Source organism: Comamonadaceae bacterium M7527 (assembly GCA_021044545.1).
Taxonomy (GTDB): Bacteria; Pseudomonadota; Gammaproteobacteria; order Burkholderiales; family Burkholderiaceae_C; genus RS62.
This window is the reverse complement of the sequence record CP087990.1, coordinates 114,520-132,779: the sequence shown is the minus strand read 5'-3', so window position 1 is coordinate 132,779 and position 18,260 is coordinate 114,520. Positions and strand designations below refer to the sequence as shown.

General features: G+C 58.3%; 16 protein-coding genes. 6 read left to right on the top strand and 10 right to left on the bottom strand.

All coding sequences use genetic code 11. The features are described from left to right. Positions 1-729, bottom strand: coding sequence for an SPOR domain-containing protein (locus tag LN050_00660; protein ID UFS56445.1), 729 nt, complete (start codon positions 727-729; stop codon positions 1-3). A gap of 45 nt (positions 730-774) precedes the next feature. Further along, positions 775-2,139 (bottom strand): bifunctional tetrahydrofolate synthase/dihydrofolate synthase, encoded by a 1,365-nt coding sequence (gene folC, locus LN050_00655; GenBank protein UFS56444.1) that lies wholly within the window; start codon positions 2,137-2,139, stop codon positions 775-777. A gap of 73 nt (positions 2,140-2,212) precedes the next feature. Between folC and LN050_00650 the strand changes: the two genes are divergently transcribed. After that, on the top strand, positions 2,213-2,590 hold the full coding sequence (locus LN050_00650) for a Spx/MgsR family RNA polymerase-binding regulatory protein (GenBank protein UFS56443.1): 378 nt from the start codon (positions 2,213-2,215) through the stop codon (positions 2,588-2,590). A 61-nt stretch (positions 2,591-2,651) separates the two neighbouring features. Then, positions 2,652-3,989 carry an argininosuccinate synthase gene (gene argG, locus LN050_00645; GenBank protein ID UFS56442.1) on the top strand — a complete coding sequence of 446 codons (1,338 nt, stop codon included), beginning with the start codon at positions 2,652-2,654 and terminating at the stop codon, positions 3,987-3,989. A 55-nt stretch (positions 3,990-4,044) separates the two neighbouring features. Here argG and LN050_00640 read toward each other — a convergent pair whose 3' ends face one another. Next, a complete protein-coding gene (locus tag LN050_00640) occupies positions 4,045-5,004 on the bottom strand; it encodes a patatin-like phospholipase family protein (GenBank protein ID UFS56441.1) in 960 nt (319 codons plus the stop codon). Positions 5,005-5,136: 132 nt separating this feature from the next. Here LN050_00640 and LN050_00635 point away from each other — a divergent pair, with 132 nt between their 5' ends. The 3 genes from LN050_00635 (at position 5,137) to LN050_00625 (ending at position 9,132) form a co-directional block, all read left to right on the top strand. Then, entirely contained in the window at positions 5,137-5,895 is a 759-nt protein-coding gene (locus tag LN050_00635; GenBank protein UFS56440.1) for a 3-hydroxyacyl-CoA dehydrogenase, read from the top strand. Positions 5,896-5,991: 96 nt separating this feature from the next. Beyond that, on the top strand, positions 5,992-7,965 hold the full coding sequence (gene dnaG, locus LN050_00630) for a DNA primase (GenBank protein UFS56439.1): 1,974 nt from the start codon (positions 5,992-5,994) through the stop codon (positions 7,963-7,965). A gap of 189 nt (positions 7,966-8,154) precedes the next feature. Next, the gene (locus LN050_00625; GenBank protein ID UFS56438.1) at positions 8,155-9,132 is read left to right on the top strand and encodes a GMP reductase; all 978 of its coding nucleotides are present in this window, start codon (positions 8,155-8,157) and stop codon (positions 9,130-9,132) included. A gap of 19 nt (positions 9,133-9,151) precedes the next feature. On the opposite strand, the gene LN050_00620 is transcribed toward LN050_00625, so the two are convergent. The 7 genes from LN050_00620 to LN050_00590 form a co-directional block, all read right to left on the bottom strand. Beyond that, positions 9,152-10,213 carry an XdhC family protein gene (locus LN050_00620; GenBank protein ID UFS56437.1) on the bottom strand — a complete coding sequence of 354 codons (1,062 nt, stop codon included), beginning with the start codon at positions 10,211-10,213 and terminating at the stop codon, positions 9,152-9,154. Between the two features lie 33 nt (positions 10,214-10,246). Beyond that, on the bottom strand, positions 10,247-10,867 hold the full coding sequence (locus LN050_00615) for a carbon monoxide dehydrogenase subunit G (GenBank protein ID UFS56436.1): 621 nt from the start codon (positions 10,865-10,867) through the stop codon (positions 10,247-10,249). Between the two features lie 30 nt (positions 10,868-10,897). After that, complete coding sequence (locus tag LN050_00610) at positions 10,898-12,121, bottom strand: VWA domain-containing protein (GenBank protein UFS56435.1); 1,224 nt, start codon at positions 12,119-12,121, stop codon at positions 10,898-10,900. Continuing rightward, positions 12,118-13,050, bottom strand: a complete 933-nt coding sequence (locus LN050_00605; GenBank protein UFS56434.1) for a MoxR family ATPase — start codon at positions 13,048-13,050, stop codon at positions 12,118-12,120. Before LN050_00605 ends, LN050_00610 begins: the two co-directional genes overlap by 4 nt. Positions 13,051-13,136: 86 nt before the next feature. Continuing rightward, positions 13,137-13,925, bottom strand: coding sequence for an FAD binding domain-containing protein (locus LN050_00600; GenBank protein UFS56433.1), 789 nt, complete (start codon positions 13,923-13,925; stop codon positions 13,137-13,139). Positions 13,926-13,964: 39 nt separating this feature from the next. Then, complete coding sequence (locus LN050_00595; protein UFS56432.1) at positions 13,965-16,337, bottom strand: xanthine dehydrogenase family protein molybdopterin-binding subunit; 2,373 nt, start codon at positions 16,335-16,337, stop codon at positions 13,965-13,967. A 70-nt stretch (positions 16,338-16,407) separates the two neighbouring features. Next, complete coding sequence (locus LN050_00590; GenBank protein ID UFS56431.1) at positions 16,408-16,875, bottom strand: (2Fe-2S)-binding protein; 468 nt, start codon at positions 16,873-16,875, stop codon at positions 16,408-16,410. Between the two features lie 219 nt (positions 16,876-17,094). On the opposite strand from LN050_00590, the gene LN050_00585 reads away from it, so the two are divergent. Further along, complete coding sequence (locus LN050_00585; GenBank protein ID UFS56430.1) at positions 17,095-18,186, top strand: histidine kinase; 1,092 nt, start codon at positions 17,095-17,097, stop codon at positions 18,184-18,186. Positions 18,187-18,260: the final 74 nt, after the last annotated feature.

Sequence of the window (18,260 nt, the reverse complement as noted above, 5' to 3'; positions counted from 1 at the left end):
CTAGAAAGTGAGCACGCGCGCTTCAAGCTTGAGCGATTCCACCTTGTCTATGTAACGCTGTAGCTCTTCAGCGTCGTCAAATGGTCCAACGCGCACGCGGATAAAACGCGAGCCACCGCTATTGACCACTTGTGTGTAAGTGGTGATGCCGGCACGCTCCAGGCGCATGCGCACTTCACGCGCGCGGGCTTGGTCGTTGAACGAGCCCACCTGAATCACGCGGCGCTTGCCGTCATTGGGGTAGTCGGTTGCCGACGCTGCTGCCTTGGCTCGCGTGCCGTCCAAAATAGCTTGCGCTCTAGCCGCCTCGGCTTGTTTAACCGCCAGTGCCTGCTGCCTGGCCTGCTCCGCCTTTTGCGCCTTGGCAGCTTGTTCTTGGGCTTTGAGCGCAGCAGCAGCGTCCTCACCAGCGCCAGCGGCCGGTGCAGTGGCCACAGGTTTTGTTGCTGGCGCCTCATCAACGGCAGCCGGCGCGGCGGCTTGCGCTACCGCTACAGGCTTTGTCACACTTGGCACTGGCAAGGGCTGTACTTCATCTTTGGACGGTATGGCAATCGGCAAATCCACTTGCAACGGGCGTGGTTCTGTGTCGAATAGCAGGGGGAAACCCACAATCGCAACAGCCACCAGCATAGCGGTGCCCACCAGCCGGTACTGCGCACGGCGTCTGATGGTTTCTACGCTGTCGGCATCACGCCCGGTGGTGGCAGATTTTCGAAACTTAAACATAAGGAACAAACGCGCGCTGTAGGTTGCAAAGGGTCTAAATCTGGCTTACGCCTTGAGGTGTTTGGCCTGCAAACGAGGAATACCGCTGTGCAACACACCACCCACCGTGAAGAACGACCCAAAGACCACGATTCTATCAGTGGGGGCCGCTTTGGCCACGGCCTCATCCAAGGCCTCTTGCGGGCTGGCAAAGCAGGCTGCGCTTGCTTTTTGCGTTTGCGCTGTCGTCATGGCCAAGGCCCTTAGCTGCTCGGCACTCATGGCTCTTGGCAACGGTAAATCTGTGAAATACCAGTGATCCACCAAAGGGCCAACAGTCGCCAGCAGCTGCGCCACATCTTTGTCGGCCATACAACCAAACACCGCGTGCGTGCCAGGGTAAAAGCCCATGGCATCCAGGTTGGCCGTAAGCGTGGCGGCCGCGTGAGGGTTGTGCGCCACATCCAGCACCAAGGCAGGCTCGCCTGGCACAATTTGGAATCGTCCTGGCAACTCCACCAGCGACAAGCCTGCGCGAATAGACTGCGCCGTCACAGGCAGCTGCGGGCGCAAGGCTTCAAGGGCGGCCAAAACGCCGGCGGCATTTAAAAGCTGGTTCGCGCCGCGCAGCGCAGGATAAGCCAAACCGCTGTAGCGCCTGCCCCGTCCGGCCCAGCCCCACTGCTGCTTGTCGCCAGACACATTGAAATCTTTGCCAACCAGCCAAGCGTCTGCGCCTATGGCTTTGGCATGATCAATGACGCTTTGCGGGGGTACCGGATCGCTGACAATGACAGGCTTGCCTGCGCGCATAATGCCGGCCTTCTCAAAGCCAATGGCCTCTCGGGTGTTGCCCAAAAACTCCGCATGGTCAATATCTACACTGGTGATGATGGCGCAATCGGTGTCAATGAGGTTGACCGCATCCAACCGACCGCCTAGCCCCACCTCCAGAATCACCACGTCTAGCCTGGCTTGCTGCAGCAGCCACAAAATGGCCAGGGTCGTGAATTCAAAATAGGTCAGGCTGATCACATCGCCTTCAGTGCGAGCCACCTCAACCACCTCAAACGCCTCGCACAGCTGGGCGGGCGTGACGTGTTCGCCCAACAGGCGGCAACGTTCTTCAAAGTGCACCAAATGCGGAGAGGTATACACACCGGTTTTGTAGCCCGACTGCATCAACACCGCCTCCAGCATGGCACAGGTTGAGCCTTTGCCATTGGTACCTGCCACTGTCACGACTGGGCAGGCCATGCGCAACGCACCGGGTATGCGCTGGGCCACCACTTGCAAGCGCGCCAGTCCCATGTCTATGGTGCTGGGGTGTAGCGCGGCTATGGCATCTAGCCATTGCTGCAAACTGCGCCCTGTGCGGCTTGGCTTGGCTGGGTTTGTAGGCTTTGGTGTGGGCGTTGGTGTATGGGTCATGTCTGTGCTGAATAACGATGCCGTATTGTCTCAGCCCTGGGCTGGCGGCGGCGCCAGCAGGCACAATAGACCCATGAGCAGCATACAAACAACTGTTACCTTGTACGGCATACCCAATTGCGACACTGTGAAGAAAGCCCGTAACTGGCTGGCTGAGCACCAGCTGGAGGTCCAGTTTCACGATTTCAAGAAATCAGGCATGCCCGACGACGCCACACTCGACGCATGGTTCGACGCCCATGCCTGGGACACGGTGATCAACAAAAAAGGCACCACCTGGCGCAAGCTGGATGCCGCTGTACAAGCTGGCGTCGTGGACGCGGCCAGCGCCAAAGCCCTGGCGGCACAGACACCAAGCGTGATCAAGCGCCCCATCGTGCACTGGCCCAATGGGCAAATTACCGTGGGTTTTGTCGCCGCTGAATGGGAAAGCCTACTCCCCTACAATTAAACGCTGCATTTCATGAGCAACGTCATTGCTGACGCTGCGTTGCACTTAACCCAGATACACCATGGCCACTATTCTTCAAAACTTACCCGCTGGCGACAAAGTTGGCATTGCCTTTTCTGGTGGCTTGGACACCAGCGCAGCCCTGCTGTGGATGCGCCAGAAAGGCGCGATTCCCTACGCCTACACGGCCAATCTAGGCCAGCCTGATGAGCCTGACTACGACGAAATTCCGCGCAAGGCCATGGCTTACGGCGCCGAGGCGGCACGCCTTATTGACTGCCGTGCGCAACTGGCGCAAGAAGGCATTGCAGCGCTGCAAAGCGGCGCCTTTCACATTGCTACCGGTGGCATCACCTACTTCAACACCACGCCAATTGGCCGTGCAGTCACAGGCACCATGTTGGTCGCCGCCATGCGTGAAGACAACGTCAACATCTGGGGAGACGGCAGCACTTACAAAGGCAACGACATTGAGCGCTTTTACCGCTACGGCTTGCTCACAAACCCCTCTTTGCGCATTTACAAGCCCTGGCTAGACCAGCAGTTTATTGACGAGTTAGGCGGACGCTCTGAGATGTCTGCGTTTATGCAGGCGGCTGGCTTTGACTACAAGATGTCGTCTGAAAAAGCCTACTCAACCGACTCCAACATGCTGGGCGCCACCCACGAGGCCAAAGACCTCGAGAGTCTGGCAAGCGGCATGCACATCGTGCAGCCCATCATGGGCGTGGCGTTCTGGAAAGACGACGTAGACGTCAAGCGCGAAACAGTAACCGTGCGCTTTGAAGAAGGCCAGCCAGTGGCCCTCAACGGCAAAACTTTTGCCAACTCCGTCGAGCTGATACTGGAAGCCAACCGCATTGGCGGGCGCCATGGCTTGGGCATGAGCGACCAAATTGAAAACCGCATCATTGAGGCCAAGAGCCGCGGTATCTACGAAGCACCGGGCCTGGCCTTGCTGCACATTGCCTACGAGCGCTTGGTCACTGGCATTCACAACGAAGATACCATTGAGCAATACCGCATGAGCGGCTTGCGCCTGGGCCGCTTGCTGTACCAGGGTCGCTGGTTTGACCCGCAGGCCATCATGTTGCGCGAGACTGCCCAGCGCTGGGTAGCCAGCGCGATCACCGGTGACGTCACGCTGGAACTGCGCCGTGGCAACGACTACACCATACTGAACACCGAGTCACCCAACCTGACCTATGAGGCAGAACGCCTCACCATGGAACGCGGCGAGTCCATGTTCACCCCACTGGACCGTATCGGCCAATTGACGATGCGCAACCTGGACATTGTGGACACACGCGCCAAATTGGCCACTTACAGCAAGACTGGTTTGCTCACCCACGGCGAAGGCACATCCATGCTCAAGCTGTCTGGCGACAAGTCAAAGTAAGCCCACGCCACGCCACGCCGCTGGCGTGGCTGTCAACAACCACTTGCGTTGTAGCCTATTGCGCTGCAACCCAAGTAGTTTTTTGTTGAATGGCAAGGCGCAACGCCGGCAGCGCCGCTTGCATGGCGGCTCGCCCTGCTGCAATGGCCTGCTCGCGCACCGCAAAATTGGCCGCACCCATACCATCCAAATTGGGCCTAACCACCACATCTGCGCCTTTGAGCTCAAAGCCGTTTAGCCGCTGCCCCATGATGGACAAGGTCTGCAACATCACGCCAACCGTGTCACTGGCTGGCGTAGCTGATGGTGGGCTGGAAATATCAACGGCAACCACAACTTGTGCGCCCATTTGCTTGACAAAGCTCACCGGCACAGGCGCCACCACACCGCCGTCCACGTACTCTTGGCCGGCAATGGCCACTGGCATGAACACACCGGGCACCGCTGACGAGGCACGCACAGCCTCCCCCGCGTCACCACGCTGAAACAGCACAGGCAAGCCCGTATCCAGTTGTGCGGCCAGCACACCCACGCGCGTGGCCATGGCTTGCAGGCTTTTGCCCTTGACTTGCTCATTGACGTACTTGGCCAAAGCAGCACCGCGCACCACGCCACGGTTGCCCCACGGCAGCATCCAATCGGCAAGCGCAGTCTCGTTCAGGCCCAGCGCAGCTTGCTCAAGCGCCTTGCCAGATAAACCGCTGGCGTACAACACCGCCACCACGCTACCCGCTGACGTTCCCACCAAAGCGTCGGCCTTGATGCCAGCCTCGTCCAGCACTTGCAACACACCCACATGCGCAAAACCACGCGCAGCACCTGCGCCCAGGGCCAAGCCTACGGTGGGCAACCTGGCGACTTGAACCACGGCGGGAGTATCGGGCTCAGTGCCGTCTTTAGCCCCGCTGCGATCCTGAACTAACAGTGAGCACGCACTCAGACTCAGCGCGCCCAAACACAACACGCTGCGCAACAGCAGGCGATTGAATGGCCGGTGATTCGTGTGGCTTGGCATTGGCAATGTCATACAAGGCGATGTTAAGCCACGCATTGGCTGCGCCACATAATCTGGTTTAATATTCACCATTGACGTTTACGTAAACGTCAACAAGACAACAGCCCATTCACACCACAGGAGACCAACACCATGGACATTAAAGACAACGTATTCATCGTCACAGGTGGCGCATCAGGCCTGGGCGAAGGCACGGCACGCATGCTCGCGGCCAACGGTGCAAAAGTGCTTATTGCAGACATGCAGGCCGATAAGGGCCAAGCCGTTGCCAAAGACATTGGTGGCCAGTTTTTAAAGTGCGATGTGAGCAGCGAGGCAGACGCCCAGGCTGCAGTCGACGCCGCTGTTGCCATGGGCCCCTTGTTTGGCTTGGTGAACTGCGCAGGCATTGCGCCCGCTCAAAAAACCGTAGGTAAAGCCGGCGCACACGACCTGGGCACATTCGCCAAAACCATCACCGTGAACCTGGTAGGCAGCTTCAACATGATCCGCCTGGCCGCCACGGCCATGAGCGCCAACACGCCACAAGCCACTGGCGAGCGCGGCGTGCTCATCTCTACAGCCTCAGTGGCGGCCTACGATGGCCAAATTGGCCAGGCCGCTTACAGCGCATCCAAGGGCGGCATTGTGGGCATGACATTGCCTATCGCGCGCGACTTGGCCCGCAACGGCATTCGCAACATGACCATTGCCCCCGGCATTTTTGGCACCCCCATGCTGTTTGGCATGCCGCAAGAAGTGCAAGATGCACTGGCCGCCGGCGTGCCCTTCCCCAGCCGGCTGGGCACCCCCGCCGATTACGCCAAACTGGCCAAGCACATCATTGAAAACGACATGCTCAACGGCGAAGTCATCCGCCTGGACGGTGCTATTCGCCTGGCTCCCAAATAAGTCGTTTCCCTGGGCAGCCCTGCCGGCCCGGGTGCATATCCACCTGCACCACGGACGGCGGTCCGAAACGGGTGTGGGTTTTAGGCACAATACCCTGTGGCTATTCCTCAAGGTTTCATACAAGACTTACTCGCCCGCGCCGATATCGTCGACGTGGTGGGCAAGCACGTGCAACTTAAAAAAGGCGGCGCCAATTACATGGGCCTGTGCCCATTTCATGGCGAGAAGTCGCCCTCGTTCTCGGTAAGCCCGAGCAAACAGTTTTATCACTGCTTCGGTTGCGGCAAAAACGGCAACGCCATTGGTTTTTTGATGGACCACACGGGTGCAGGCTTTGTAGAAGCTGTGCAAGACCTGGCCCAGCAAATGGGCTTGAGCGTGCCCGAAGAACAGGCCAGCCCAACCGAACGCGCACAAGCCGCAGCCAGACGCGAACAACACAACACGCTGGGCGACTTCATGAGTAAAGCCGCCACCAGCTACCAAGCGGCACTAAAGGCCAACCCGCGCGCGATTGAGTACTTGAAAGGCAGGGGTCTTACAGGCCAAATTGCCAAAACATTTGCCATGGGCTATGCGCCCGAAGGCTGGCGGCATTTAGCCAGCGTCTTCCCGGACTACAGCGTCAAGGCCTTGGTGGAATGCGGCCTGGTGATTACGCCAGACGACGACAGTGAGGGCGAGCAAGACCCCGCGACCGCCAAGCGCTACGATCGCTTCCGCGACCGCATCATGTTCCCCATTCGCAATGTCAAAGGCGAGGTCATTGGCTTCGGCGCACGGGTGCTGGACAAGGGCGAGCCCAAGTACCTCAACTCACCAGAGACGCCTCTTTTCTCGAAAGGCCGCGAGCTGTACGGCCTGTTTGAAGGCCGCACCGCCATGCGCGAGCGCGGCTATGCACTGGTGACAGAGGGTTATATGGACGTGGTGGCCCTGGCCCAAATGGGCTTTGGCAACGCGGTTGCAACGCTTGGAACAGCCTGCACGCCAGACCATGTACAAAAGCTGTTCAGGTTTACAGACGCGGTTGTGTTCAGCTTTGACGGTGACGCAGCGGGCAGGCGCGCGGCGCGCAAAGCCCTGGAGGCCGCCTTGCCCTTCGCCACAGACACACGCTCAGTCAAGTTTTTGTTTTTACCTGCACAGCACGATCCAGACAGTTTTATTCGCGCCAACGGCGCCCAAGCCTTTGAGGACATGGTGGCCAATGCCACGCCGCTTAGCCGTTTTTTAATGAACGCGGCCAGCGCTGAGCTGGACCTGGCTACAGCTGAAGGCCGTGCCCACATGCTGAGTGCGGCACAGCCCCTTTGGACGGCTCTGCCTGATGGCGCCCTCAAACGCCAGCTGCTGACCGAGCTGGCCGATGGTGCCAACTTGGGCGCACACGAAGTGCTGGAGCTGTGGCAAGCCAACGCCAAACGCTACCCCCAGCGCCGCGCGGCCAGCACTGGCAACCAGGCCACGCCAACAGCAACACACAAGCCGGAGAACCCAATTGGCTTTGGGCAAGGCAACGACCACCTAACGCAGCGGCCCGCCCAAGGCAAGCGCGCCTGGCAAAAAGGCAACCGTACCGCCGGCTCAGCCTACACGCCCAGCTACCGGTCAGGGCGCGGCCATGTCACCAGTCGTGTAGACCACGTGGCGCGCATTGTGCTCACCACGCCACAAGCATGGGGCTGGTTGAGCACAGACGAACAACACTTGCTGGCCGAGCAAGGTGAACCATTTGGCCCGCTCTTCACCTGGCTAGAGGCCCAATGGCACGACCACGGGCCACAGCCATGGGCAGCGCTGCAACTGGCCATGCGCGAGCAAAGCTTTGCGGTACAGGCAGCACGCGCCGTAGAGCAAGCCAACACGCTGGGCAACGAAGACACCGTTGAGACCCAGGCCGAGCTGCGCGAGCTCATGCGCCGCGTACTCATTGAGCATTTGCAACTGCTGGAAAACGACGCCATTGCGCAGGCGGGAACCGATCCCGGCGCGCTGGCACGCTACCGCGAGCTGCAAGCCAGGCGTATTGCCCTGCTTGGTGCCGGCAAGCCCATGGGCGACACGTGAAAGCCGACCGGTAAAACGCCGTGAAGTTTAGGTAGAATCAGACACCGGGCCCAAGTTTTTTTGGCGTCCGGTTTTTTTGGCTGATTGAAACGCACAGGCCAACAAACCGGTACCAAACCAAGTGCTCTGTACACCGGCGACAACCGCCCGTACATCCTATTAACCTTGGAAACTTGGGACAGATGCATCATGGAAATCTTTGACTACGACAACGTCTTGTTGTTGCCTCGCAAATGCCGCGTTGAGAGCCGCGCACAGTGTGACACCAGCGTTACGCTAGGCGAGCGCAGCTTTCGCTTGCCCGTTGTACCTGCCAACATGAAAACCGTGGTCAACGAGACCATTTGCAAGTGGATGGCTGACAACGGCTACTTCTACGTGATGCACCGCTTTGACCTGGACAACGTCACGTTTGTGCGCGACATGCACAAGGCCGGCGTATTCGCGTCTATTTCGCTAGGCGTTAAAAAAGCCGACTACGACACAGTCGACCAATTCAAGGCCCAGGGTCTGGTGCCCGAGTACATCACCATTGACATTGCACACGGCCACTCGGACAACGTGCGCGACATGATCATGTACATCAAAAAGCACCTGCCTCAGTCGTTTGTGATTGCAGGCAACGTGGCCACACCAGAAGCCGTGATTGACCTGGAAAACTGGGGTGCAGACGCCACCAAAGTCGGCGTAGGCCCTGGCAAAGTGTGTATCACAAAGCTCAAAACCGGCTTTGGCACCGGCGGCTGGCAGCTCTCAGCGCTGAAGTGGTGTGCACGTGTAGCCACCAAGCCCATTATTGCTGACGGCGGCATTCGAAGCCACGGCGACATTGCCAAAAGCGTGCGCTTTGGCGCGTCCATGGTGATGATTGGCTCCTTGTTTGCAGGCCATGAAGAGTCACCCGGCGCCACCGTTGAAGTTAACGGCGAACTGTTCAAAGAGTACTACGGCTCAGCCAGCGACTTCAACAAAGGCGAGTACAAGCACGTTGAAGGCAAGCGTATTTTGGAGCCCATCAAGGGCAAGCTGGCCAATACACTTATTGAAATGGAGCAAGACGTACAAAGCTCTATTTCATACGCGGGCGGCACCAAGCTGATGGACGTGCGCAAAGTGAACTACGTCATTCTGGGCGGCGACAACGCTGGCGAACACCTGCTGATGTAACGCCTGCTCGGCCAATTCGCTACACACCGCACACCAGGCCTGGCTCGTTGTGCGGCTTCTCAAGGCGCTCTTTGGCCAAGCCCACTTCCATGTCGCGTGGCAAGGTCACATTGTTTTTAACGGCAAGCACCTCGGCCATCACACTCACAGCAATCTCTGGTGGCGTCTTGCTGCCAATGTAGATGCCAATTGGGCCGCGCAAACGTTGCAGGCTTTGCTCGGTTTGGTCAAAGTGCTCAATCATGCGCTCGCGCCTGGACGCGTCGTTGCGCCTGGAGCCTATGGCGCCCACATAAAACGCTGGCGTATCCAGCGCCTCCAGCAACGCCAAATCGTCCAGCTTGGGGTCGTGCGTAAGAGCCACCACGCAGCTGCGCGAGTCTGGCGCAAATGCTTTGACTTCGTCGTCTGGCATGGTGCTCACCACATGGGCTGCTGGCACTTGCCAGGCACCTCGGTATTCGTCACGCGGGTCACACACGGTCACCGAGAAGCCGTTGAACAACGCCATGGTGGCCAAGTACTCACTCAACTGGCCAGCGCCAATAATCAGCATGCGGTAGCCCGGCCCAAAGGTATTGACCAGCTGCGTGCTGTCAAGCTTGAGCTCACTGGGTGTGTGACAGCCTTGGCAGGTAGCCTGGCTGGTCGCCAAGTCCAGCGTGCGTTGAACCAAGCGACCTTGGTCTAGCTCGGCCACCAAATTGACCAATTGCTGGGCATCAGGATCAAACTCAAGCAACAACTCTAACGTGCCCCCACAGGGCAAACCAAAGCGGTGTGCCTCGTCGGCGCTAACGCCATAGCTCACCGCTTGTGGCGGCCCGGATGGAATCTCGGTGGTCTCACCACCGGCTTGCTCACCCCTGTATGCCAAGGTGTAACGGTTGATCAGATCATCCTCAATGCAGCCGCCAGACACCGACCCCACCACCGCGCCATCGTCTCGCATGGCCATGATGGAGCCAATGGGCCTTGGCGACGAGCCCCATGTGCGAACAACAGTAGCCAGCAACGCACGGTGGCCCGCTGCACGCCAGTCGCGCAAGGTGCGCAATACAGTCAAGTCCAAGTTGTCCATGTGAAGTCTCCAGGTGGTGTGCCAGGGCACTGGTTACGACTGCGAGCTGCTGAGCAACCAGTAGGCAATCAAACCCACTGCGGCCACGGCAATCATCCAATTGATGCGCTTTGAGGCACCAGCCGTTTCTTCGCTGTGGTCGTGTGATGCAACGGGCTTTGCTGCCGGTGTACCGTCTTGGTCGGCTGCGGCGTCACTCTGGCCGGCACCGTGGTGCTCTTCTAGATAGGCTTCAAAGCGCTTGAAAAAATCGTCGGCCATTTTGCTGGCAACACCGTCTATCAAACGCTGACCAAGTTGCGCCACCTTGCCGCCCACAGACGCATTCACCGTGTAGCGCAGCACAGTACCTGTGCCACTGGGTGTCAAGGTCACATGCGAAGACCCCTTGCCAAAACCAGCGGGGCCGCCCTGACCTTCAAACTGAAGCTTGTAGGTATTGGGCGCTTCAATGTCGGTGAGCTGAATTGCCCCGGTGAACTTGGCAGACACTGGCCCTATTTTCAAGGCCATGGCCATGTCAAAAGCGTTCTCGCCTGAGACCTCCACTTTGGTACAACCAGGAATACAAGCCTTCAGCACATCCGGGTTGTTCAACGCGTCCCAGGCAATTTGTTGTGAGACGCTGAGTTCGCGTGAGCCTTGCATGTCCATGATGAATCCTTTTGTTGATATAAAAATAAGTTAACGCGCGCTGCGCATGAGTTGAGCAACGCTGCTGGCCAGCATGGTCAGGCTGTCTACGTTGTGCACGGCCAGCATGGCGTCGCATTGCTTGTGCAGCAATTGTGCGCCAGCAGCGGCTGGCACGTATTGGTCAAACCGCAGCAAGGGGTTCAGCCACAGCAAGCGTTTGCTATGCAAACCAAGCCACTGCAATTGCTGTTGCAACTGCGCGGGCACACCCGTGTCCAAGCCGTCACTAATCACCATCACAATGGCGCGCGAGCCGCTGAACACCTGCGCATGATCACGCTTGAGCGTGGCCAGACTCTCACCCAGCTTGGTTCCACCAGCAAAGTCACTCACCAAGGCGTTGACGCTCTCCAGCATGGCATCGGTGTCGTCCAAGGCAAACGCACTGTCCAGCGGTGTCAAGTGTGTGCCAAACGCAAACACATGGCGACGACCAGGACCATTGGGCGCTGACGGCCTGGTAGCCGCATGCAAAAAAGCCAGCAGCAAGCGCGTATAACGCTCCATGGAACCAGACACATCCACCAGCACGATCAGCGCAGGCGCCAGCAATTGACGACGACGCATGGGCAAGCGTGGGCTCAAGCCGTGGCCGCGCGAACTGTCTTTAAGCAAACGGGACCAATGCACACGATGGCCGGTACTGGCCGCTCTGTAGCGCCTGCTGCGCCACTTGGGCAAGCCCAATTTAATGCGCTTGGCCAGCCCCATCACCAAGTGGTACTCACTGGCTGTTAGCGTGTTGAAGTCGGCATGTTTGATACGGTCTACCTCGCTGGCCGTCATGGCTGCGTCCAACTCGATAGGCGTTTCAGACTGGGGCTTGCTGGCGGTCGCGTTAGGTTTGGGCGGGCTTAAGGCCTCGCGGGTACGAGCGCGCTGCTTGCTGGGGTTGGCCTGACCTTGCGCTGTAGGCAGCATTTGCGCCAGCAGCTGATTGGCTAATTGGGGGTCTCTGAAGTAAGCGTCAAACAACTCTCTAAACACCACCAAGTCGCTGTGCTGGTTCACCAGAACAGCCTCCAGCGAGGCTTGCACATCAGACTTATGGGCCAGTCCAACCGTGCGCAAAGCATCAAACGCCAGCGCTGTCCGGCTGGCATCACTGGCTAAACCAGCGCGCCTGAGCGTGCGCATAAACCCCACCACGTTGGCGGCCATTTTGCCGCTTCTGGCGTCGCCTAAAGCGTGATAGCCGCCGTCAGTGGTCATGCCGTGTTGCTGGTGTATTGTGCGTCTTGCGCGTGCTGCGCCGCAGCCTCCAACACGTCCAATGCAAACGCTTGCGACATGGCAGCAATGTCGTCACGCTGCTTAAACAAAATACCTGCCGTGTCCTGAATCACCTCGGGGTCAACAACCAAGGTGTCCAGCGCTACCAAGGCCTTGGCCCAGTCCACGCTTTCGGCAATGCCCGGGGCGCGTTGAAACGCGTTGCTAAACGGCATGCTGCGCAACTGCCCCACCACTTGCGCGACCTGGGCCGTCAATGCGTCAGCGGCCTGAGGCACGCGGGCTCGCACAATAGCCAGCTCGCGCTCACGGTCTGGATAATCCAGCCAGTGATACAAGCACCTGCGTTTGACGGCGTCATTCAACTCCCGCGTGCGGTTGCTGGTGAGTATGGTGATGGGCTTGTGCGCCGCACTAACAGTGCCCATTTCGGGAATACTGACCTGGTACTCGCCCAGGTACTCCAGCAAAAATGCCTCAAAGGGCTCGTCCGCCCTATCCACTTCATCAACCAGCAACACAGCGCCCGGTTGCGGCGCTTGCAAGGCTTGCAACAAGGGCCTGGCTATCAAAAAGCGCTGGTCGTAAACAGCGCGCTCAATCTCACTGGCGCTGCTGTTGGGTTGCCCCTCTAAAGCACGCATGTGCAACAGCTGCGCCGTGTAGTTCCACTCGTACAAGGCCTCGCGTTGCTCCATGCCATCAAAGCACTGCAGCCTGATCATGGGACGCGCCAGCACTTGCGACAAGGCTTTGGCCAGCTCTGTTTTGCCCACACCCGGCTCGCCTTCAAGTAGCAAGGGGCGACCAAGTTGCAACGCGAGAAACACAGCGGTGGCCAAACGCCTGTCGGCAAAGTAGCCCACCTCTTTTAGCGCGGCTATCAAATCGTCAATGGATTGGGGCATGAAGCAAACGATTTATCAAACAAAATAAAAACGCAAGCCGCACCAACGAGTGCTGGCGCGGCTTGAAAAACGTTGATTAAAACGCTTTATGCGGCAGCGGCAACCGCACGCTGCGCCACCACTTTGACCAGCTGGGCACGGTAAGCAGCACTGGCATGCAAGTCGGCGTTAAGCCCGTCTGCACCCACACTCACGCCGTCCAGGGCGGCCGCGCTGAAGTTGCCAGACAAGGTCTTTTCCATATCGGCTTGGCGGTATACGCTGGGTGCAGCACCCGTTACAGCCACGCGAGGGCCGCTGGCCAACTCGGCGGCAAACACACCCACCATGGCAAAACGTGAGGCGGGCTGTTTGAACTTCACATAAGCAGCACGCTTGGGAATTTCAAATGCAATAGCCGTAATCAGCTCGCCTTCGTCAAGGGCAGTGGTGTACATGCCCTGGAAAAAGTCGTCAGCCGCAATAGTGCGCTTGTTGGTGTGCACGGTGGCATTGAGCGCCAGCACCGCGCTGGGGTAACAAGCCGCTGGGTCGTTGTTGGCCACTGAGCCGCCCAAAGTGCCGCGGGCGCGCACTTGACGGTCACCAATTTGACCCGCCAAGTCTGCCAACGCGGGGATGTTGGCTTTCACAACATCATTGTTGGCCACGTCCATGTGGCGCGTCATGGCACCCACCACCAAGGTGTTGCCTTCCTTTTTGACGCCAGACAAGCCACTGACTTTGCCCAGATCAATCAGTGTTTCTGGTGCAGCCAAGCGCTGCTTCATGGTCGCCAGCAAGGTTTGACCACCCGCCAGGGCTTGACCACCAGCGGCCAATGCAGCGACAGCCTCGTCGACGGTACTGGGGTTTGCGTATTCAAAGTTGTACATGTTGTAACTCCAAAAGTTGTAATGTGCAGGCGCGCCCGTTTAGGCTTTGGCCGACTGAATGGCTTGCCACACACGGTTGGGGCTGGCGGGCATGTCAAAGTCGGTCACGCCAACCTCATGCAAGGCGTCCAACACCGCATTGATCACCGCTGGCGGCGAGCCAATCGCACCCGCCTCGCCACAGCCCTTGGTACCCAATGGGTTGTGCGTGCAAGGTGTGCACACATGGCCAATTTTGAACTCGGGGAAGTCATCAGCGCGTGGCATGGCGTAGTCCATAAAGCTGCCGGTCAACAGTTGTCCGGTCTCCTGGTCATACACGCAGTTCTCAAGAAGGGCTTGGCCAATACCTTGTGCCAAACCACCATGCACCTGCCCCTCAACCACCATGGGGTTGATGATGGTGCCAAAGTCGTCCACTGCCGTAAAGCTGTCAATACGCGTCACACCGGTCGCTGGGTCAATTTCCACTTCACAGATGTAGGTGCCAGCTGGGAAGGTGAAGTTGGTGGGGTCGTAAAACGCGGTCTCGTTCAAACCAGGCTCCAGCTTGTCCAGCGGGTAGTTGTGCGGCACGTAAGCGGTGAGCGCCACTTGCGCAAACGGCACCTTCTTGTCTGTGCCCTTTACAGTAAATTCACCATTGGCAAACTCAATGTCTGTGTCGCTGGCCTCCAGCAAGTGCGCCGCAATCTTCTTGGCCTTGGCCTCGATTTTGTCCAGCGCGCGCATGATGGCTGCGCCACCCACAGAGATAGAGCGTGAGCCGTAAGTACCCATACCAAACGGCACGCGGCCTGTATCGCCGTGCACGATGTCAACCTGGTCAACCTCTAGGCCCAGGCGCGCGGCAACCACTTGGGCAAACGTGGTCTCATGACCTTGGCCGTGGCTGTGTGAGCCGGTAAATACCGTCACGCTGCCGGTGGGGTGCACCCGCACTTCGCCAGATTCAAACAAACCTGCCCGTGCGCCCAACGCGCCAGCGATATTACTGGGCGCAATACCGCAGGCCTCGATGTAGCTGGAGTAGCCAATACCGCGCAACAAGCCTTTGGCAGCTGAGTCGGCCTTGCGCTTGGCAAAACCTGCCGTGTCGGCCATGGCTTGCGCCTTGTCCATACAAGCGTGGAAGTCACCTGTGTCGTACTGCAAAGCCACTGGCGTTTGGTAGGGGAAGCTGGTGATGAAGTTGCGCTTGCGAATTTCGTCTTGCGACAAGTTCATCTCCCATGCACAGCGAGATACCAAACGCTCCAGCAAGTAAGTCGCCTCTGGCCTGCCCGCACCGCGGTAAGCATCTACTGGCGCGGTGTTGGTAAACCAGGAGTCCACCTCTACGTACACCTGCGGTGTGCTGTACTGACCAGCCAACAACGTGGCGTACAAAATGGTTGGCACAGCGGTGGCGAATGTGGACAAGTAAGCGCCCAAGTTGGCGTCTGTGTGTACACGCATGGCCAAAAACTTGCCGTCTTTGTCCATGGCCATTTCAGCGGTGCTCACGTGGTCGCGCCCGTGCGCATCACTCAGGAACGCTTCTGAACGGTCACAAACCCACTTGATGGGACGGTTGATCTGCTTGGATCCCCAAGTCAGCGCCACGTCTTCAGCGTAAAGGTAAATCTTGGAGCCAAAGCCGCCACCCACGTCTGGCGCGATCACACGCACTTTGTGCTCAGGCAAGCTCAGTACAAACGCCGTCATGAGCAAGCGCTCAACGTGCGGGTTCTGGTTGCTCACGTACAAGGTGTAGTCGTCACCTGCGCGGTTGTAGTGGCCAATGGCAGCGCGTGGCTCCATGGCGTTGGGCACCAAACGGTTGTTGGTGAGGTCAAGCTTGGTGATGTGGTGCGCGCCCTTGAACGCCTCATCGACGCCGCCCTTGTCGCCAATGGCCCACTTGTAGCAATGGTTATCTGGGGCTTCTGTATGCAGCGCCGCATTGGTGCGCGCTTGCGCACAGGTCACAGACGCTTGCAACACCTCGTAGTCCACCTCCACATACTCGGCTGCATCTTTGGCTTGTTGGACCGTTTCTGCGACCACCATGGCCACGTGGTCACCCACGTAACGCACTTTGTCAATTGCCAAGATGGGGTGAGGCGGCTCTGCCATGGGCGTGCCGTCTGTGTTGGTAATGCCCCAGCCACAAGGCAAGCCACCCATTTTTCCTTCAATGTCTTTGCCAGTAAACACGTGCACCACGCCTGGCATGGCCAAAGCCGCGTCAATAGACACCGACTTGACGTTGGCATGCGCGTGTGGCGAGCGCACAAACACCGCATAGGTCTGGTTGGCAATATTGATGTCGTCGGTGTAGTTGCCCACGCCTGTCAAAAAACGCAGGTCTTCTTTGCGCTTAACGGATTCGCCAATGTGTGGCAAGTTAGAAAAGTCAGATGCACCCATGGTGATACTCCTCAATGAATCTACAAGTTCATGCAGCCCGCACAATAGCTGACTGTCAATGTGAAAGGGCTTAGCCCACCATAGCGTCACGCCCGGTTTGCACCGCGCGAACAATGTTTTGATAGCCCGTGCAGCGGCACATGTTGCCCTCTAGCGACTCGCGTATCTCAGCTTCGCTGGCTTTGGGGTTTTTGGCCACCAAGTCCACCGCACTCATCACCATGCCTGGTGTGCAGTAGCCGCACTGCAAGCCGTGACACTCTTTAAACGCAGCTTGCATGGGGTGCAAGGTGCCGTCGGCTTGGGCCATGCCCTCAATGGTCTTGACTTCAGAGCCATTGGCAGATGCCGCCAATACGCTACAAGACTTCACGGCATCGCCGTTCATGATGACGGTGCACGCGCCGCACTGCGAGGTGTCGCAGCCCACGTGTGTGCCTGTGAGATGCAAGTTTTCACGCAGCATCTGCACAAGCAATGTGTTGTTGGCCACGTCGGCTTGCATGGGCTTGCCGTTAACGGTGAGTTGCACTAGCATGGTCAATGGTCTCCAGTTGGTTATCGTTAGACTTCACAAAAACGTCTAATGACTATGATTGGACGACTGGGCCCACAAGGCCGCTAGGGATAACCCGAATTCAGAAGCAACGCCACGCGGAAATTCTCAAGTTGAGACACACCACCTGGACCAAGCTCGTGATAACCCTTATTTGCTGTGCCACATCAAACAAGCTCTAGTTCAACGGCTGCGCCATCCGTGAGCGGTCGAGAACAACTGGTCGCCAAAGCACGCAGCCAAGTCATGGACGGCCAGGCGACGTCCGTGTCTCACGTATCGCCCTGGTTGGTTGAGTCTTGGCAGCGCTGCCTGGTCAGTGGACAGCGCCCTCAAGACGCTGTCAGCTTCAACCCTGTGGCCACGCAGCAGGCCAAAGCCATCAGCGAAGCCAGTCGCGACCTGGTATTGGCCGCGCAACCCGTTATTGAGCAACTGTTAGACGCCGTTGCTGACACCCGCTACTTCGCCATACTCACCAACGCTGCCGGTGTGGTGGTAGACGTCAACGGCCCCAGCATTCGCCACGACAAACGCGCCAAGGACATAGCGCGTATCGGTGTGGACTTGTCAGAGCGTGCAGTAGGCACCACAGCCATTGGGGGCGCTTTGCGTGAGCAGCAACCTGTATGGCTGCATCAAAGTGAACATTTTTTTGACTGCACACACATGTACAGCTGCGCCGGGGCACCTCTTGTTGGTCCTGACGGCAACTGTGTAGGCATGCTGGACATCACCGGCATAGACACGCCAGAGCACATGGCATTGCGCCATTTGATAACCCACTCGGCGCAACGCATCGAGAACTCACTCACCTTGCAACGCGCACACCAACTGTTGGTGCGACTGAACTGGCCAGGTCAGCGCACGGGACAGGACAGCGACGGCTTGGTGTGCCTGGATCAAGAGGGCTGGATAACCGGCGCCAATGTCGCGGCGCGCAACATGCTGGGCCAGCAGACACAAACACGCACACTGCACGCCAGCGAGGTATTTGCAACGCCTTATGAGTGGCTATTTGACTTGGCCAGCCACAGCGCCGGCAACCTGATAGAAACCGTGCCCACCTGGGGCGGTTTGCGCTTGAGCGTATCCAGCAGCCGAACAGGGCACGACAGCCACCAACTCACACCCACAACGGCCAGCACACATGCGTCGCTGCGCGATATTGAGTCAGCAGTCATACGCAAAGCCATAGACGACGCAAAAGGCAATGTTGCGATGGCCGCAAAACAACTGGGCATCAGCCGCGCCACTCTGTACCGCCGTTTGGGACAACAGCGCAGTACCTAACGCCACAGAACACCAAAGCACCCGACAATACGCAGCGCCGCTTCGCCTTAAAAGAGGCGTTCAAACGTGGCTAA